21 protein-coding genes are annotated in these 16001 nt (G+C 54.7%); 19 read left to right on the top strand and 2 right to left on the bottom strand.

Annotation, left to right across the window (positions count from 1 at the left end):
- Positions 1-413: 413 nt before the first annotated feature.
- Positions 414-881 (bottom strand): ArpU family phage packaging/lysis transcriptional regulator, encoded by a 468-nt coding sequence (locus A372_RS0120135; protein ID WP_019422700.1) that lies wholly within the window; start codon positions 879-881, stop codon positions 414-416.
- A gap of 780 nt (positions 882-1661) precedes the next feature.
- Here A372_RS0120135 and A372_RS0120125 point away from each other — a divergent pair.
- The 19 genes from A372_RS0120125 (at position 1662) to A372_RS0120035 (ending at position 15299) form a co-directional block, all read left to right on the top strand.
- A complete protein-coding gene (locus tag A372_RS0120125) occupies positions 1662-2123 on the top strand; it encodes a hypothetical protein (protein ID WP_019422698.1) in 462 nt (153 codons plus the stop codon).
- A 7-nt stretch (positions 2124-2130) separates the two neighbouring features.
- Complete coding sequence (locus A372_RS0120120; protein ID WP_019422697.1) at positions 2131-3129, top strand: DUF3383 family protein; 999 nt, start codon at positions 2131-2133, stop codon at positions 3127-3129.
- Between the two features lie 115 nt (positions 3130-3244).
- The gene (locus tag A372_RS0120115) at positions 3245-3649 is read left to right on the top strand and encodes a phage structural protein (RefSeq protein ID WP_019422696.1); all 405 of its coding nucleotides are present in this window, start codon (positions 3245-3247) and stop codon (positions 3647-3649) included.
- A 31-nt stretch (positions 3650-3680) separates the two neighbouring features.
- Positions 3681-3965 (top strand): hypothetical protein, encoded by a 285-nt coding sequence (locus A372_RS0120110; protein ID WP_019422695.1) that lies wholly within the window; start codon positions 3681-3683, stop codon positions 3963-3965.
- 163 nt (positions 3966-4128) lie between these two features.
- Positions 4129-5901 (top strand): hypothetical protein, encoded by a 1773-nt coding sequence (locus A372_RS35555; RefSeq protein ID WP_026011183.1) that lies wholly within the window; start codon positions 4129-4131, stop codon positions 5899-5901.
- 16 nt (positions 5902-5917) lie between these two features.
- Positions 5918-6679 (top strand): LysM peptidoglycan-binding domain-containing protein, encoded by a 762-nt coding sequence (locus A372_RS0120100; RefSeq protein ID WP_019422694.1) that lies wholly within the window; start codon positions 5918-5920, stop codon positions 6677-6679.
- A 50-nt stretch (positions 6680-6729) separates the two neighbouring features.
- Entirely contained in the window at positions 6730-7050 is a 321-nt protein-coding gene (locus A372_RS0120095) for a phage baseplate plug family protein (protein ID WP_019422693.1), read from the top strand.
- Entirely contained in the window at positions 7034-7828 is a 795-nt protein-coding gene (locus A372_RS0120090) for a phage protein (protein WP_019422692.1), read from the top strand. The genes A372_RS0120095 and A372_RS0120090 overlap by 17 nt, the downstream gene beginning before the upstream one ends.
- 70 nt (positions 7829-7898) lie before the next feature.
- Positions 7899-8171 carry a hypothetical protein gene (locus tag A372_RS0120085; protein ID WP_019422691.1) on the top strand — a complete coding sequence of 91 codons (273 nt, stop codon included), beginning with the start codon at positions 7899-7901 and terminating at the stop codon, positions 8169-8171.
- A complete protein-coding gene (locus A372_RS0120080) occupies positions 8168-8545 on the top strand; it encodes a contractile injection system sheath initiator (RefSeq protein ID WP_019422690.1) in 378 nt (125 codons plus the stop codon). Before A372_RS0120085 ends, A372_RS0120080 begins: the two co-directional genes overlap by 4 nt.
- Positions 8508-9692: a baseplate J/gp47 family protein gene (locus tag A372_RS0120075; protein ID WP_019422689.1), complete on the top strand. Its 1185-nt coding sequence runs from the start codon at positions 8508-8510 to the stop codon at positions 9690-9692. Before A372_RS0120080 ends, A372_RS0120075 begins: the two co-directional genes overlap by 38 nt.
- On the top strand, positions 9685-10323 hold the full coding sequence (locus tag A372_RS0120070; protein WP_019422688.1) for a hypothetical protein: 639 nt from the start codon (positions 9685-9687) through the stop codon (positions 10321-10323). Before A372_RS0120075 ends, A372_RS0120070 begins: the two co-directional genes overlap by 8 nt.
- A gap of 67 nt (positions 10324-10390) precedes the next feature.
- Positions 10391-10741 carry a hypothetical protein gene (locus A372_RS0120065; RefSeq protein ID WP_019422687.1) on the top strand — a complete coding sequence of 117 codons (351 nt, stop codon included), beginning with the start codon at positions 10391-10393 and terminating at the stop codon, positions 10739-10741.
- Positions 10742-10754: 13 nt separating this feature from the next.
- Entirely contained in the window at positions 10755-11393 is a 639-nt protein-coding gene (locus A372_RS34375) for a collagen-like protein (RefSeq protein ID WP_051004519.1), read from the top strand.
- Positions 11394-11487: 94 nt separating this feature from the next.
- Positions 11488-12516, top strand: a complete 1029-nt coding sequence (locus tag A372_RS37995) for a pyocin knob domain-containing protein (protein WP_019422685.1) — start codon at positions 11488-11490, stop codon at positions 12514-12516.
- A 227-nt stretch (positions 12517-12743) separates the two neighbouring features.
- Positions 12744-12875, top strand: a complete 132-nt coding sequence (locus A372_RS39620) for a CD1375 family protein (RefSeq protein ID WP_443146844.1) — start codon at positions 12744-12746, stop codon at positions 12873-12875.
- Positions 12876-12956: 81 nt separating this feature from the next.
- Positions 12957-13376, top strand: coding sequence for a phage holin family protein (locus tag A372_RS0120045; RefSeq protein WP_019422684.1), 420 nt, complete (start codon positions 12957-12959; stop codon positions 13374-13376).
- Positions 13360-14058 carry an N-acetylmuramoyl-L-alanine amidase gene (locus A372_RS0120040; RefSeq protein ID WP_019422683.1) on the top strand — a complete coding sequence of 233 codons (699 nt, stop codon included), beginning with the start codon at positions 13360-13362 and terminating at the stop codon, positions 14056-14058. Before A372_RS0120045 ends, A372_RS0120040 begins: the two co-directional genes overlap by 17 nt.
- A gap of 320 nt (positions 14059-14378) precedes the next feature.
- Positions 14379-15299 carry a cation diffusion facilitator family transporter gene (locus A372_RS0120035; protein ID WP_019422682.1) on the top strand — a complete coding sequence of 307 codons (921 nt, stop codon included), beginning with the start codon at positions 14379-14381 and terminating at the stop codon, positions 15297-15299.
- A 152-nt stretch (positions 15300-15451) separates the two neighbouring features.
- Here A372_RS0120035 and A372_RS0120030 read toward each other — a convergent pair whose 3' ends face one another.
- Positions 15452-15976 carry a hypothetical protein gene (locus tag A372_RS0120030; RefSeq protein ID WP_019422681.1) on the bottom strand — a complete coding sequence of 175 codons (525 nt, stop codon included), beginning with the start codon at positions 15974-15976 and terminating at the stop codon, positions 15452-15454.
- Between the last annotated feature and the right edge of the window lie 25 nt (positions 15977-16001).

The raw sequence follows: 16001 nt of genomic DNA, 5'->3' as shown, positions 1-16001 counted from the left end.
AAAGGCGTGGATGAAGCAGCCCGTCCGCCCAAAAGGTCAGCTAGGCTGGTAGCGTCGAGAGTCGAGAAGGTTCGTCCGGCCTTCTGATGGAAGGGTAGAACGGAGTAAAGGCGTGGATGAAGCAGCCCGTCCGCCCAAAAGGTCAGCTAGGCTGGTAGCGTCGAGAGTCGAGAAGGTCCGTCCGGCTTTCTGATGGAAGGGGAGAGTGGGGCAAAGGTTCGGATGAGCGAATCACGTTCAATCTAAACGAGACACTTGGGGGCGCTGTTTTTGATTCCTAGCAATGTCAAGATGTGAACGGCTACGGTGAAGCGGCTGACTGAACGACAATCGCCTATCCTCTCAACCCGCGTGATGCCGGGTGGCATAAGGATAGGCGATGTTGTCGTTAATGCCGATGCAGGTGGGGGTGGTTACGTGGTATGGGCAGGGCGGAATGCGTATTGAAAGGCGTGCAGCAGCTTCTCGAACGCCCGCTTACGAATGTGTCCGTAGGTGACGGCGCTGATCGGAGGATCGAAGCTGAAGCAGTACACTTTCGTGTCGGTCATGCGGGCTGCCTTCATATAGCGCTCGCGGATAAGCAGCTGCTCGTCCGGCTCCAACTCGTTAACAATCGATTCAACCAGTTCGCAGAAAGCAAGGCATTCGCTCGCCTTGTCTGTATTATATACAGCAATCGCAGCCGTCGGGTCTCCGATCCGGTTCGTAGCCCCATTCTCTCTTGTCTCGTAATTCGCCGTGATCTTCGCTTCGCGCACCGCAAACTTCATTACTTTGCACATTCTGTATTTAGCAAACACTTCCTCGATGCGGGCTTTCGCTTGTTTGGCATCCATCGTTTCCATGTGAGGTATCTCCATATATTCCATCGGTATCATCAAGCAAGTCCTCCTTCATTTCGACTCTTAGAGGTTGTTCAAAATGTCGCCTTTTGATCACGAAGCATCCCGAGAGGTATTTCGGTATCGAAGCTTGCATTCACTCGTGAAGAGTCAAACTTGTAACTCTGTTCCTCCTTCGAGGTATGCTTTCGATGAAGTTTTCTTGCGAAAACTTGGGCTTCTCGGTACTGAAAAGTGTCATTTTTGAACACGCACTCTTAGTAATAGTTGCTTAAAATATCCCTTGTTGCTCATCCATCGTCCCGAGAGGGAATACGGCATCGAAGCTTGCGTTCGCTATAAAGAGCAAATGCTTCCGCTGTCGTTGTCTAAGAATCATGCTGGGCGCTCATGCCAGACATGCAAGAAAATGCTTGTAAGATGAGTCGCTTCCATCAATGAACAGCAATGCTGAATCTTCTTCGCGAATGCTTCCTGCAGCACGTTTTGCGCGCATGCGCATCCTTCTCGGTAGTAACAAACTTCCTATAGAACACAACGACTTTGAGGTTGTTTAAATTGAACACCGTGGCAGGTATACCCATTATACCACAAAAACAAGAACATTTGTTCTTATGATAATATTAAAAGAAATCATCAAAAAACTAATAATTCCCTTTAAACCAAACGTGTGTTCGCCGTTCTATACTAGTAACGTGGACATCGTGAGCACAGAAGCCGCATCTCCAAGACAGCCCGTAAGTTTTCAAAGAAGCGGGTCGTCGGCAAGCAGCGGCAGAAGGATGCTTCAGGATGATTCCAAGGAGGTGATGGAATTTGATTGCATATCGGGATATCGTTCAACAGTGGATCATGCCGCTGGGTCAGGCGTTGCAGCTGCCTGTCATAAGCGTGGATGCGCTCCAGCCGGACAGCTCGCTGCCGCTCATTGCCTATGATGTCGCTTCCCCGTACATCGATTGCACGCCGAATCAATCGGAGCATCAGGGCGCTGTGGACAAGGTGGTGGAAATGGAGTGGCTGCTTCTTATCCGAGCGGGCGATCGGATGGAGATGGTTGAACGATGCCGGGACATGTTGGGCTGGCTGTGGACCGACGGAGTGGATTGCCTCGAGAGCATTCCGGCCGCGATGGTGCATATCAGTCCAGCGCAATGGAAGACGGAGCCGCATGCGGGGCTTGGCCTTCAAGTCAAGCTGCGCATGAAGGACCGCTTCGAACGGACGGTGCCGTCCGTAGCAACGATTCAGTTGAATCCAATGAAATCAAAGGAGTGAAGGGAAGATGACATTGCAAGACGTGCAAGTAACGATTGATTTGCAGAAGCCGACGGGACGATTGTCCTTCGCCATACCACTGATTCTCGGGAAAAAAGAGGGCGGTTCCGCCTACAAGGAATATGGCGATCTGGCAACGGTGAAGGCCGACTTCGCTGAGGCGACGCCAGAATACAAAATGGCGCAGACCCTCTTCGGCCAAGGAGATCGCTCTCCGGCCCGCATTGCCATTACGGCACACGACGAGCAGGAAGCGGCGGTGGACCGCCTGCGTGCCGTGTTGGATATGGGGTGGTACTATTTGCTGTCCGCCGACAATGGTCCTGCGACGGTAGAAGCCCTTGCGGCAGAGCTGGAGAAGGAGGACTATCGCTTGTTTGTCACTCGGGTTGCAGACAAGACGAAGCTGCAGGCGTTGAAGGCGAAAGGATATACGCGCACCGCGGCATTCTATCATACTGACGCCGATGCGTATCCTGATGCGGCGCTCGTGGGCGCGGTTGGTTCCGCTGATGTTGGCTCCGTTACCTGGAAATTCAAGGCATGCACCGGCATCGCGCCGCTCAAGCTGACGGCAAGCGAGCTGATGGAAATTCATGACGGCGGAGCTTTCACTTACGTGAACAAGCAAGGCGAAGCCCGCACGTCGGAAGGCAAGACCGTATCCGGCGAATATATCGACGTCATCATGTCGCGAGATTATGTCCGTGCCCGCATGGAGGCGCAAATTCAGCAACTGCTCAATCAGTCTGACAAGGTGCCGTATACGAACGCAGGTATTGCGCAGATCGAGAGCACGGTCGTCAATGTGCTCCAGGAAGCGTTCCGCATGGGCATCATCGCCGCGGATGACAGCGGCGAGCCGTTGTTCGGCACTTCTTTCCTGCTGCGCAATGAGGTGGATCCAAGCGATCGAGCCAACCGTGACTATCGGGGCGGGTCGTTCTGGTTCGAGATTGCCGGCGCGGTCCATCAGGTGCGCATTAAAGGGGTCATCCGCTTCTAAGCGGGAGCGGTAGGGAAGACGTTTTACGAAATTATTCATTTATACGGCTTGGACAAGCCAAGCTGTTAGAATTCATTGAATTTTATCCGTACAGGAAAAGGAAGGTGCGATAGCAATGAGTATCGGCATTTATGATGCAAAGCAAGTGTCCGTTATCGTGGACGGCAAGTATATTACGGGATTCGGAGAGAACACATTCGTCTCCTGCGAGAAGGATGAAGAGCAGTCCGTGGCGCACGTTGGCGCTCGTGGCGAAGTTGCCATTGCTCACAAAAACAATCCGCTCGGCACGGTGAAATTAACGCTCATGTCAACATCTCCGCAGTTGGAGCTGCTCCATCGTCTCGCACGCGAAAAGAAGATATTCGACATCTGGGTCGTGTCCCATAATGAACCGCGCGAGCGGATTGGCGGCACGCAGGCCATCGTGAAGAAGCTGCCGGCAGCGGCATACGGATCGGAGCTTGAGGATCGCGAATACGAGATTCAAGTGCTGGACTATACACATCAGGTGATGTAACGAAAATACGACTGGGAAAGGGTGAATCAATGTGAGCAAGCAAACGACAGTAACGCTGGAGGGCGAGGATTACGTCCTGCAGCATCCAGGCGCGCGTGCCTTGATGCGGCTGTACGACGTTGCCCTGAAGGCAGACGGCGGCTGGAAGCTGGAGTCTTCGATGGATTTCTTCCTCAAGCATGTGATCGTATCCCCGCGCCTCAGCTGGGAGGCGCTCGAAGACAAATCCGACCTCTTAACTCCGCTCTGGCTGGAATGCGCGCGGTTTTTAGGGATGGTCGATACACCCTTGGAGCCCGAATCATCCATCGTATAAACGTTCCATTTCCACGAATCCGCTCCGGCAGCTATTTTGGCATGTCGTGTTGAATAGCCGGGGCGGCATTACGTATGCGGAGGCGGACGCCATGAGCATCGAGGAGCTATGCGAAGCCGCCTCCGCCATGGAGTGGATGTTCGGGAAAGGAGGGAACTAAGAAATGGATGCACAGGTATCTACAGCCATTCACCGCGAGCTGAGATCGATGAACGGCAGGTTGAGCGATTTGAAGCCGGTCATCACCATTCTGAAGGATGCGATGCGGGATCAGACGGAGCAGCTGAAACGGCAGGCCAAGCTGGCAAGCTCGCTGTTGGCAAGCAATATGTCTCGACAGGCGGGCTCAGCTTCTCTGGCCAGCGCCAATAGCTCGAACATCGCCCAAGCCCAAGCTTCCGTCAAGGTTGTCGTCGGGCAAAGCTCGGGAGCAGTCCCCGCGGGAGCGAAGGACAAGCCCGCCAAATGGAACGATCCATTTATGAAGTCGGCGCCCGTGACGTTGACGCAGGATATGAATGACATGTTCAAGCCGTTCAAGGACTTTGCAGACAACGTGAAGTGGGTGAAGGACAAGTTCAAAGGAGGCGGAGGCGGCTGCAAATGCTGCTGCTGCGCGGGAACCACTGGCTCCGGCAATATGGGCGGCATGTTCGATTCGGGCAAGGATGACAAAGGCAAGCGTTCCGGAAAAGGAAGCGGAAAGAAGGGCTCCTCGGCGTCCCGAGAGGGCAGCGACCAAAAGGAAACGCCGCGGCGAACCGACACTTATCGCCGGCGCGGATGGAGAGGCGGCAATAAATCGCCTTCCTCGATGAGGCCCGTTGCCGAAGCTTCATCCGGCACTGGAAAAGGCGCCATTAGCGCTCCTGCGACAAGTGCTAATGCTGGAGAGATGGGCAAGGCGGCTCACGCGGAAGGCAGCCCGATTGGGAAGACGAGAAAACAAACACACGGCAAGACAAAGAGGCCGCCGAAGATTGGCAATGGCAGGTTCGGCAGGCGGATAGGTCTCGGACTTCTTGGAGCAGGTTTAAGCTTGTTCGGAGGGTTCGGAGGCAAGCAGAACGACGAGCCGTCCGAGGCTCCCGCAGTCAGATCTCTGCCAGGAGCGGGAGGAGCGTTGGGGGCAGCCGCAACGGGAACAGCGATGGGATCGGCCGGCTCTGGCTCCGAAGCGTCTGCGCCGTCCACGGTGCTCGCCGATGCCGCGACGACCGCGCAGACGACGATGGACATGGCGCATACCGCGCAATCCGTGCGTACGGCTATGAACCCGATGCCGAATCCAGTCCAGCAGGCAGCCGCCTCGGCCCAGACAACGGCCAAGACGACCGCGACCGTGCAGAAAGCGGCATCCGCCGCGAAGAAGACGAGCTGGTTCGGCAAGCTCATCAAAGGGGCGAAGGTGGCCAGCAAAGCGACGAAGCTGCTACGGCTCAACCCTGCGGGATTTTTGGGAGGTCTGGTGCTGGATGCCGGTCTATGGGCCGCAGAGAAATATTTGCTGCCGAAGGATGAAGAGGACGAAGAGGCTACTGAACAGATCCCGTCAACCAATCGGATCATTCCGAAGATGAAGCCGCCGGCAGCTGCGCTGCGCGCCCAGAGTGGAGCGCCCATGTCTTCCTTGTCCGCTCCGGTATCACCTCGGCCTTATTCGGATATGACCGGAACGGGGAACGGCATCACGGCCGCTCCGCCGCTTAACATTCCGGGTCCGCTGCCGGGCGGGGGCGGGTCGATGGATGTGAGCGCGAACAGCAACGTCGTCATGAACCTCAATGTGAACGGTTATATCGACATGCGCATGATTGAGGAAATCAAGCGCATCGCACGCGATCAGTTCGACGCCTCGTTCCGTTCGTTCGAGCGCAGCATTTCGAGCAAAATGCCGCAGCCGCTAACTACGAAGGAAGGGGCGATGTCCTATTAAGACGAAGTTGAGCCGCTTGGGCGGAATCGAGCTGTTCGTCACGTCGGAGGAGCCGGAATACGCGGTTCAGGTTAGCAGCCACAACATTGAAAAGGGCGGCACGATAACGGATCACATTCAAAAGGATACGGTCAGCTTGCATCTGGAGGGGCTCATTCTCGGGCCCCAGGCGTCGAATTACCGCCATCGCCTCGTGAAGGCGATGAACGCGGGCACGCTGCTGCAATATACCGGACGCAACATGCTGCTGAACTGCGTCATTACGAGCCTGCGGACGGCGCATGACAGCTCGATCGGCAACGGCATGAGCTTCTCGCTGACGCTCAAGCAGATTAATGTCGTGACGATCCGGTATACGAAGCTTCCTCCGAAGCGCAAAGCGGCGGTGAAGCCGAAGGTCCGTTCGGGCAAACGGAACACGTCATACCGTCCAAAGCCCTGGTCGCATATTGTGCGAGCGGGACAGAGATGGGAATCTATTGCCCGCTATTACGGCATTGGCGTGAGGCAGCTCCGCGAATGGAATTCTCATTTGGATCCCAGTGTGCCGCCGCCGATTGGCATGATGTTGTCCATTGGGCAGAAGGCGACGGAGAAGCAGAAGAAGGTGAATCCGAATCTGAAGTATGCGTACCGGACCTATACCGTTCAGTCGGGAGATTCCTGGTACTCGATTGCGGCCAAGTTCCGTATCCCGGTCGACGTGTTGTGGGGTATGAATGACAATATCAGCTCTTACGCCACGCTGAAGGCGGGCATGGATATCCGGGTGGCCTGACGCGGCGGGAGAAAAGGTAGGCGCCTTTTTGGCAGAGAGGAGGAAGATGGATGGCGGTCATTGTCATTGACAAGGAGCTTGTCCCTTATTCGTTCGACATGGATTTGGGGGAACGGACATATACGTTCGAGGTGCGTTACAACGCGCGGCATGATTATTTTACGGTTGATTTGCTGGAAGGGGATATTCCCCTTGCGCTTGGCGTCAAGCTGGTGTGGGGAGTGCCGTTGTTCGAGAGCATGGAAACGCCCGATTTTCCGCTGGAGTTGATCGTGCCTTACGGCGACAACCCGGAAGATCACGTCACTTGGGATACGCTCGGTCAGTCTGTGTCCATGCATCTGGGAGAAGACGATGGAATATTTGTATAAACGCAATTGCGAAGTGCTTATTGGCGGCTATCGCCTCACGTATGAGGATCTATCGCTCCGGGTCGTAGTCGATTTCGATGACGACAAGGAGCCGAATGAATCGACGGTTGAGCTCTATAATCTGTCTAAGCATACGTTGGCCAATCTGAAAACGGGCATGCGTGTCATCGTCAATGCGGGCTACGGAACGGATCTCGGGACGGTGCTGCAGGGCAACATTGTCGAGGTGCGAACGAAGCGGGAGCAGATGGACCGGGTGACGACGATTCAAGTGAAGGATGACTTGCAGGTGTCGGTGTATGACATGGTGCATACGTACCGGCCGGGCAGCAAGGCGAGCGAGATTATTAGGGACCTGTTGAACCGGGCCCAGATTCCGCACGGTGAGCTGCGGCTACCCGCCGACCACACCTATGCGAAGGGGTTCGTGGTCAAGGGCGATCCGTTGAACGCGATTCGGCGCGCCGCGGCGGCATGCGGCTTGGGCACGTATACGATGCAGGGCAAGCTGTATTTTCAAGCGGCCAATATGGTTGCGACGAGCCGCACGTTTGTCGCGTTGTCTCCGGAGAGCGGGCTTATCGACAGTCCCCAGTCTTTTGAAGAGGGGAAGTCAAAAGGAGTCCGGGCGACTTCCCTGCTCAATCATCGTCTGCATGCCGGCGCACAGATCCGGCTCGTAAGCGAGGATTTCGAGGGCGTGTATAAGGTGAAGCAGGGCAAGCATACGATTTCGGGCGAGCAGTTCATCACGGAAGTGGATCTGGTCAAGGAATGAGGCTGCGGAGTGATTATGCGGTCGTTTTGCTGGCAAGTTCGTTTTTTAGAGAGGGAAAGGAGGGGACGCCATGGGAGCCAATCGCGCGGTCGGCGCATTGGAGGCATGGATGGATCACAGGCTGTCTGGCATGGCGGGCGCGCAGCTCGGCACCATTATTCGCATGGGAGCGGCAGACGCCGATGTGGAGCTGGACGGGGAAGCCGGGTTGATTCGCTATCAGCTGCCCGTTGTGCAGCAGGCATCCGAGGTTGTCTTGGAAGCTGGAAGCCGCGTTCTGGTCGTTTTTACGGAGACGAATGGCGGCGGGGGCGTTATCGTGGGAAAGGTGGCAGGCGAATGAAATCTTGGGCTTTGAAAGACGGGGATATTCAGGTGTCTGACGGGCAAATCGCTTGGATTGACGGGCGCGAAGAGCTGGCGCAGTCGGTGCGGGTACGGATGGGGACTCGTTTGGGCGAGTATTTTTTTGCGCCTGACATGGGGTTGGACCATGATCAAATGATGGGCAAGCAGGTGGACGAGGATAGCATCCGGGAGGCGGTTATGCGTTGTCTGGCCGAGGAGCCCCGCATTCAGTCGGTGGAGGAATTGGAAATAGACTGGGACGAGCGTGCGCGGACGGTGTCTATGCGCCTCGTCATGATGAGTGCGGATGGAGAGGAGGTTGAGTTGAATTATGCTGACGGAAGCGGGTTTGAAGCGCAAAACGTATAACGATATTTATGAGGAAATGGTATCTGAGCTGGGCAAACGGCTCGGGCAGGATATCAACACGTCGGAGACGTCGCCGTTGGGCATGATGCTGCAGGTGTTTGCGTGGCATTTGTCGGTGCTGTGGGAGGACGTGGAGCAGGTCTATCACGAGTCGTACATTCAATATGCGACCGGTGTGCAGCTGGATGCGTTGGCGGTGTTCTACGGGCTGCGGCGCAAGCTGGAGCAGCCGGCCCACGGTTCGATTGAGCTGAGCGGGACGGCGGGCTATACGGTTCAGGCGGGGCTGCAGGTTGGGACGAAGGCGGGAGTCTGGTTCACGACGACAGCCGCATGCACGCTGGATGATGCAGGCCGTGGCACGGTAAACTTGACGGCGGTGGTGGCTGGAATATCCGGCAATGTTCCGGCCGGATCCATCACGGATCTGATGAATCCGGTGAAGGAGCTGACGGGCGTGACGAATGCCCGCGGCATGATCGACGGACGCGAGCGGGAAAATGACGTCGAGTTCCGGGATCGTCTGCGTGCGGCGCGGGATGGCAGCCATGCAGCGACGATCGATGCGATCGTATCCGCGCTTCTGCAGCTGCCAGATGTAAAGTCGGCTTCGGTTCGCGTGAATAATACGATGGATACGGATGCGGAAGGCATTCCGCCTAAGTCGGTCCGCGCGTACGTGTACGGCGGGCAGTCGGAGCAGATTGCGAAGGCGATCTTCGACAAGAAGGCGGCGGGAATCGGCACGGACGGCACGGAAAGCGTGCAGGTGCGCGATGTGAGCGGGAGCGAGCATGAGGTGCGGTTCAGCCGCATGACGATGCTGGACGTGCATGTGGAGGCGGCGGTGTCGGCCAATCCGACGTTCCCTGCGCGCGGCGCGGACGATATTGTGACGGCGATTGCGCAGTATATTGGCGGCATAGGGGCCGACCAGCAGGATTACACGGGGCTGGCGCAAGGCTCGCGCATCGTGTACAGCCGTTTGCTGACGACGGTGCAAAATGTGATCGGCGTCGAGGAAGTGATGGACTTGAAGGTGAAGCTGGCGGATGGCGAATATGTGAGCGGCAATGTGGATATTCCGCTATATCACGTAGCGCGGGTGGCGCCGGAGCGGATCAAGGTGGCGGTGACGCATGTTTAAGCTGAACGACGTGATGGACATGCTGTCTGACGTTATCGCGAAGGAAGGCAGCCGTTTTTCTATTCTGGCCGACGTATGGTTGCAGCAGATGAATGAGATTGGCGCGACGGTGCAGCGCATGTCCGCTTGGAAGAGCATCGAGCAGGCGGAGGGAGCGACGCTCGACATGCTCGGCGGCAATCTCGGGCAGCCGCGCGGCCAGGCGACGGACGAGGTGTACCGGCTGCTGCTGCGCTCCAAGCTGGCGCGCATGAACGCGAGCGGCAACCTCGATTCGGTCATCGAGGTGCTGGCGCTGGCCTTGAACGCGGAGCCGGGCGAGTTCCGCTTGTCCGAGCGGTACAACGACCCGGTCAACCCCGAGCCGGCGGCGATTCACGTGAACGAGGTGCCGTACGAGAAGCTGAGCGGCGTGGGCTTGAGTCCGTCGCAGTTCGTTTCGCTCGTTGAGCGCCTCGTCGCCGCCGGGGTACGCGTCGGCCAGGTCGAGCTGACCGGCACCTTTGCGCTGTCGTCGGTATACGACACGCTGGAGCAAGACGGTCATGGCCTCGCCGACGAGGCGATGACCGTGGGTGGCACACTCGGGGATATGTACGTGCCGGGGAATGATTATGCGATACCGATCTAGCTGTGCTGGAGCGGGTATGGTATCGACGGCATACTGCCGTCATGAATAAATGAGGAGGGATTACACGATGGCATTTCAAAAACCGCTTCCCGAATGGAAGAAGCCAGGCATCCGCCCGCCGGAGTCCAAAATCACCGAAGGCTATAACGTCATGGACAAGCCGCCGGCGGCCTGGATGAACTGGCATATGAACACGACGTATGAGGCGCTCAAGGAACTGCAGGATAATGCCGTTTCGAAGGAAGACATCACGCAGGTCATTGCCGACAAGACCAGTATCGTTGTGACATCTTCACCGCCGCCGGTTCCCGAGCGAAAAAAGGGGGCGTTCTACTGGTGCATCTCCGATCAGGCTCCGCTTCCCCCGGCAGATGGAACGATAAAAGTATCGCCTACGATGGGGATAAAACTGAAATAGGAGGATACGACACATGGCAAACATCATACAGATTCAACTTCTAGATGAGAAGACTGGGCAAGTGCTCGAAACGGTAGTACCTGAAACGGAAGCACGAGCGGTATTGATGCAAAGCGGACAAAATCTACAAGCGTATCTTGAGAACTTGGTCCTGCAACAAGGTCCTAAAGGAGATACGGGTCCACAAGGAGCTGCGGGTCCAAAAGGCGATAAAGGTGATAAGGGAGATACGGGTCTACAAGGAGCTGTGGGTCCGAAAGGAGACAAAGGTGCTGCGGGAGCGGCTGGGCCAAAAGGTGACACAGGCGCAGCAGGGGCGCAAGGACCAAAAGGCAACGACGGCTCTAAAATGCACAACGTGGCGGCAGTACCAGCAGCTTCGCTCGGCGCTGTGGGCGACTGGGCTCTGAATACGGCAAATGGTGACGTATATGAGAAGACGGCAGCTACAACTTGGACAAAACGTGGCAACTTAAAGGGAGCAACGGGAGCTCAGGGACTCCAAGGTGCCCAAGGCCTGAAGGGAGACAAAGGCGCGACTGGAGCACAGGGACCAAAAGGCGATAAAGGTGAGCCTGGCGCCCAGGGACCGAAGGGCGACACTAAAAGGAGTTCAAGGTCCAAAAGGAGATGCTGGTATGAAAGGCGATAAAGGGGAACCGGGTGATAGCGTGAAATACGGAACAAGTTATGGCGCAGCGCAACAAGTGAAAATCTTCTTTAAGAAGCAATAGGAGGTGCGAAGAGTGGCTGAAAATAGAAACATTTTGATACAAGACGACCAAGGTAACAATTATTATCCGCATGGAAAAGCCAAAACAACGTTCCTTGAAGACGGAAAAACGTTGGAATCCCGTGCTGTTGCTTGGGACGGAAAGGAAACCTCCGCGGGAGCACAGGCAAAGGCAAATCAAGCGGAGGCGAACACGAAGGGGTATGTAGATGGGTTGCAAACCATCACATTTGCACAAAAGACATCAAAAAATGCGAACTTGAACGATTTTAAAGAGACAGGTATTTTTCAACTCGGCGCTTCCGCCAATTACCAGAACATCCCGCAAAATGTGGATTGGACGGTATTAGAGGTTAGGTGCGCTCGAGGGGGGTATATCATCCAAACGCTCACATCGGTCACGTCTCAACGCATCATGTACCGCACACGTACTGAGACTAGTTGGTCAATCTGGCGGGACGTACTCACAACCCTCAATTACGAAGAACTAAAGCAATCTGGCGTTGACGCGAAAAACAAAATCGCGGGTGCCATCAACGCCAAGGGAGTTCCGGCATCCGCGAATGATACGTTTGATCAATTGGAGGGGAAGATTGGGCAGATAAGAACAAGTCTTGCTGGAAATATAAGAGTAGATGTACGTTACGATGGACATTCTGAGTGGCCACCTATTGGGAAACCATTCAACGTTGATATAGCCACATTGCCAGCCGGAATAGGTTTTGCTACTTTTATATCCTCTAATAAGTTTGTATTAACGTTAGAGGGGTGGACGGGGAATGTAACACCTTGGTTAGGTATATCAGATAGTGCAGGAAATGTACAGGAAGTGTTGAGTGGAGGACAAAGTGTCAGCGGATTTACGATTGATTTGTTGCATAGAAAAATACTGGTTAGTGGTTCAGAGGGTCGATACTTAGACCAAGATATCTCAAGTAATCTTAATACTTCAGGACCTATTAAAATTTGTGGGGGAGTTCGCCGATATCAAAATGGTTTCTACGGGATAATTAGTGTTTATTCAGATATTTTTTACGGTTAGAAGGAATGACCAAAGTATGTGGTTTACGACGACAACGCAATCGTAACAGCATCTATTGCAATCCCGTGCCGAACTATACGACCGAGAAAGGTATGCACATTGATGATCCTATCTCAAATTGGATTTGAATAAGGTCAGAGTCGGCTCCATTACGATTATGACAGATTGAGAGCCTAGTTTGGGAGTTGTATAGCTAAAACGAGCAACTCAAGCAGGACAACACTCTCCTGAAAGACGCTCTAGCCGAAAATGGAATCACAGTATATTGCGAATTGATTAAAAAGGGACTTAGAACGCTTGATGCTGTGCCTCTGAGATGGAAAGGCGACGTACAAGCGATGCTAGAAAAAATAGAGTAAGCGCCACCTACTAAGAAGGCGCTATTTTTATGCCCTCGGCTGCAGCTGAGGGCACTTTTATTCTCGAAAGGAGGAAACATAATGGAACGAATCGACGTACTGCTCAAAACAGGAGTCGCGATGGCAGCGGGAACCACATCCTTGCTGTTCGGCGGATGGCCGCTGCTGCTGCAAGTACTGGTCATTATTGCGGTAGTAGATTACGCCACTGGCGTGATGGCAGCGGGAACGGAGGGCAAGCTGCGCAGCAGCGTTGGCCTTATCGGCATTGCGCGCAAGGTGTTTATTTTTCTGATTGTAGCGATTGCGCATCAGATCGACACCGTATTGGGGGATCAGCATTTGCTGCGAGATGCGACTATCTTTTTCTATATTGCCAACGAACTGCTATCGATTATCGAAAACGGGGGGCGGATGGGCGTGCCGCTGCCGCCGGCTATTCGTCAAGCGGTCGAGGTGTTGAAAGGCAAAGGAGGAATGAATGATGAGCATCGAGGTTAAGCAGCGCCTTCTGCCTAACGGGAGGCCGAACAAGCCAAGCCGTCCGATGAAGCCGATGTACATTACGGTGCATAATACGGACAACATGGATCCGGGTGCGACGGCGGAGGCGCATGCGCGATATATTTTGAACGGCAGCGGCGGAGCGCAGAAAAGCTGGCATTACACGGTGGACGATTGCTCCGTATATCAGCATTTACGTGATGACGAGCAGGGGTGGCACGCCGGCGATGGAGCGGGTCCCGGCAATGCGCTGTCCATTGGCGTCGAGGTTTGCATGTACGCCGGGATGGACGAGCCTAAGGCATGGAGCAATGCGGCACAGCTGCTTGCGATGCTGTCGCTGAAGCACGGCATTCCGCTGGAGCGCATCGTGCCGCACCGCCATTGGAGCGGGAAAGCATGCCCCTCCCGCCTCCTGCCGCAGTGGCAGCAGTTCATGGCGCTCGTTGAGCAGTGTCTGCGGGAGCATGAAGCCGCAGCTCGCCCTAACGAACCGCGCAGCGTTCCCGTCCGCCAAGTTCATATCGAGCTGCAAGGAAATGCTGCCTCAACTTCATCGATAGCGATGACAGGCTACCTCATTGACGGCAAAGTGTACGCCCCTGTCCGCGAACTGGCCTCTGGCTGCGGGCGCAAGGTCAAATGGGACGCACAGCAGTTGAAGACCTACGTTATCTAATTACCTCGGGTATACTTGTCCTCCCCGAAGCACATCCTATCTAGATGGGGCGTTGTTGCCCCCTAGCAACTTTTCTTATCAGACTCAACTTTTCTAACCAGAAGCAACAGGTTTTTGCCAGTTCAAGAGTTGTTTCAGGGGTCAACACTGTTTCTCTAGACCCACACGGAATCGGTCTGTTAAGATAGGGATCCGAAAAAATGTAAATGAAATCATGAACATAAAAAAGTTAACCTTTCAGCTATTTTGAATTGTGAGGGGAAGAAAACTTTTTTATATCCTATATCGTTTTCGGGTAAATGGTGCGGGGAGGGTATAACATGAGCGCAGACGTATATGCGGACATGAAGCAAGGAGAAAAGGGAGCATGGATTAGCATCGCTGCCTATATTGCCTTATCTGCATTGAAGCTGACCATTGGATTCTATTATCAGTCGAAGGCGCTGCAAGCGGATGGTTGGAATAACTTGACCGATATTGTTGCCTCCATGGCTGTTCTCATAGGCTTAAGAATCTCCCAAAAGCCGCCAGATCGCGATCATCCATACGGTCATTTGCGCGCGGAGACGATTGCTGCGCTCATTGCCTCATTTATTATGGCGACTGTCGGCATACAGGTTATCCTGTCCACAATTGGATCCCTATTCAACGGCGAGTCATCGACGCCCAATCCGATTACCGGATGGGTGGCTGTCGTGTGTGGAGCGGTCATGTTCGTCGTGTACCAGTATAATAAGCGGCTGGCGGAACGTATCCGCAATCAAGCCTTGATGGCGGCTGCGCAGGATAATCGTTCTGATGCGCTCGTCAGCATCGGGGCGGCAATAGGCATCTTCGGCTCCCAGATTGGGCTGCCTTGGCTTGATCCGTTAGCGGCTTTGTCGGTTGGCGTATTGATTTGCAAAACGGCATGGGATATTTTCCGCGAGACGACACATACATTGACCGATGGCTTTGATGAGGCGCATCTGGAGCGGCTGCGCAAGACGGTGGAGAGCACGGAGGGCGTGCGGGCTATCCGTGAAGTGAAGGCGCGTCTGCATGGAAGTCTTGTCCTCGTGGACGTGGTCGTGCAGGTCGATCCGAAGCTGAGCCTTATCGAAGGCCATCAAATCTGCGATGATATCGAGCAAAGCATGAAGCGCAAGCACAATATTACGCATGTTCACGTGCATGTGGAGCCGATGGATACGGGAACGGCGACGAATTCGGGAAATCTTCAAGGACGAGCGGCACATTGAGGACCACATCATCATATAGATGAAAATGAAAAGCGTGCAGGAGACTTCTGATTGTTGTCAGAGCTTCTTGCACGCTTTTTTTTGCTGTGGATGACTTGCACATGACAACCCTCGACTTTGGCAGGTTCAGCAATTGCTGCCAGCCATTGAATTTACGAGAGCCGCTTCACAGTGAGCAGCTCTTCCTGTGGCCAAGCCAACGCTTGCTGCGAAAGATCTAACTTCAGCTTGTCAAATTGCTCGACATCCTGCGTGGTCATCGCTTTGCTGCGGCCTTTTGCCAAGTAGTCGTAGAACTCGAGCGGGAGAAAGTTGTCCTTCAACGCCACTTCAACAGCGGCGCCTTCCACGGCCGAGATGACAAAGGCGTAAGACTGGGCGCGATGCGGATCGTACTGCGCCACCGGGTAATGGACATCCACCTTGTAAGCCCCGCGTGTGACAGCGCGAGTGACGAATTCAAACGCATCGCGAAATCCAGGACCTGCATGGCCGGATAGGATGCTGAGCATGCTGCGCTGCGGCGGCTCTGTGCCGAACAACTCACGTATGGCGGCCTGCTGCACGCGGAAAGCAACAGCGATAGCCATGAGGGCCAGTCCGCCATGGTATTTTTTAATATCTTCAAAGCTGATTTCGATGTAATCCTTGTTGTCTCTAACTCGAATAACAGACATATGTCTAGCCTCCAAAGCGTACGCA

The organism is Paenibacillus sp. OSY-SE, from assembly GCF_000283315.1.
Taxonomy (GTDB): domain Bacteria; phylum Bacillota; class Bacilli; order Paenibacillales; family Paenibacillaceae; genus Paenibacillus_B; species Paenibacillus_B profundus.
This window is presented reverse-complemented; position numbering and strand designations above follow the sequence as displayed.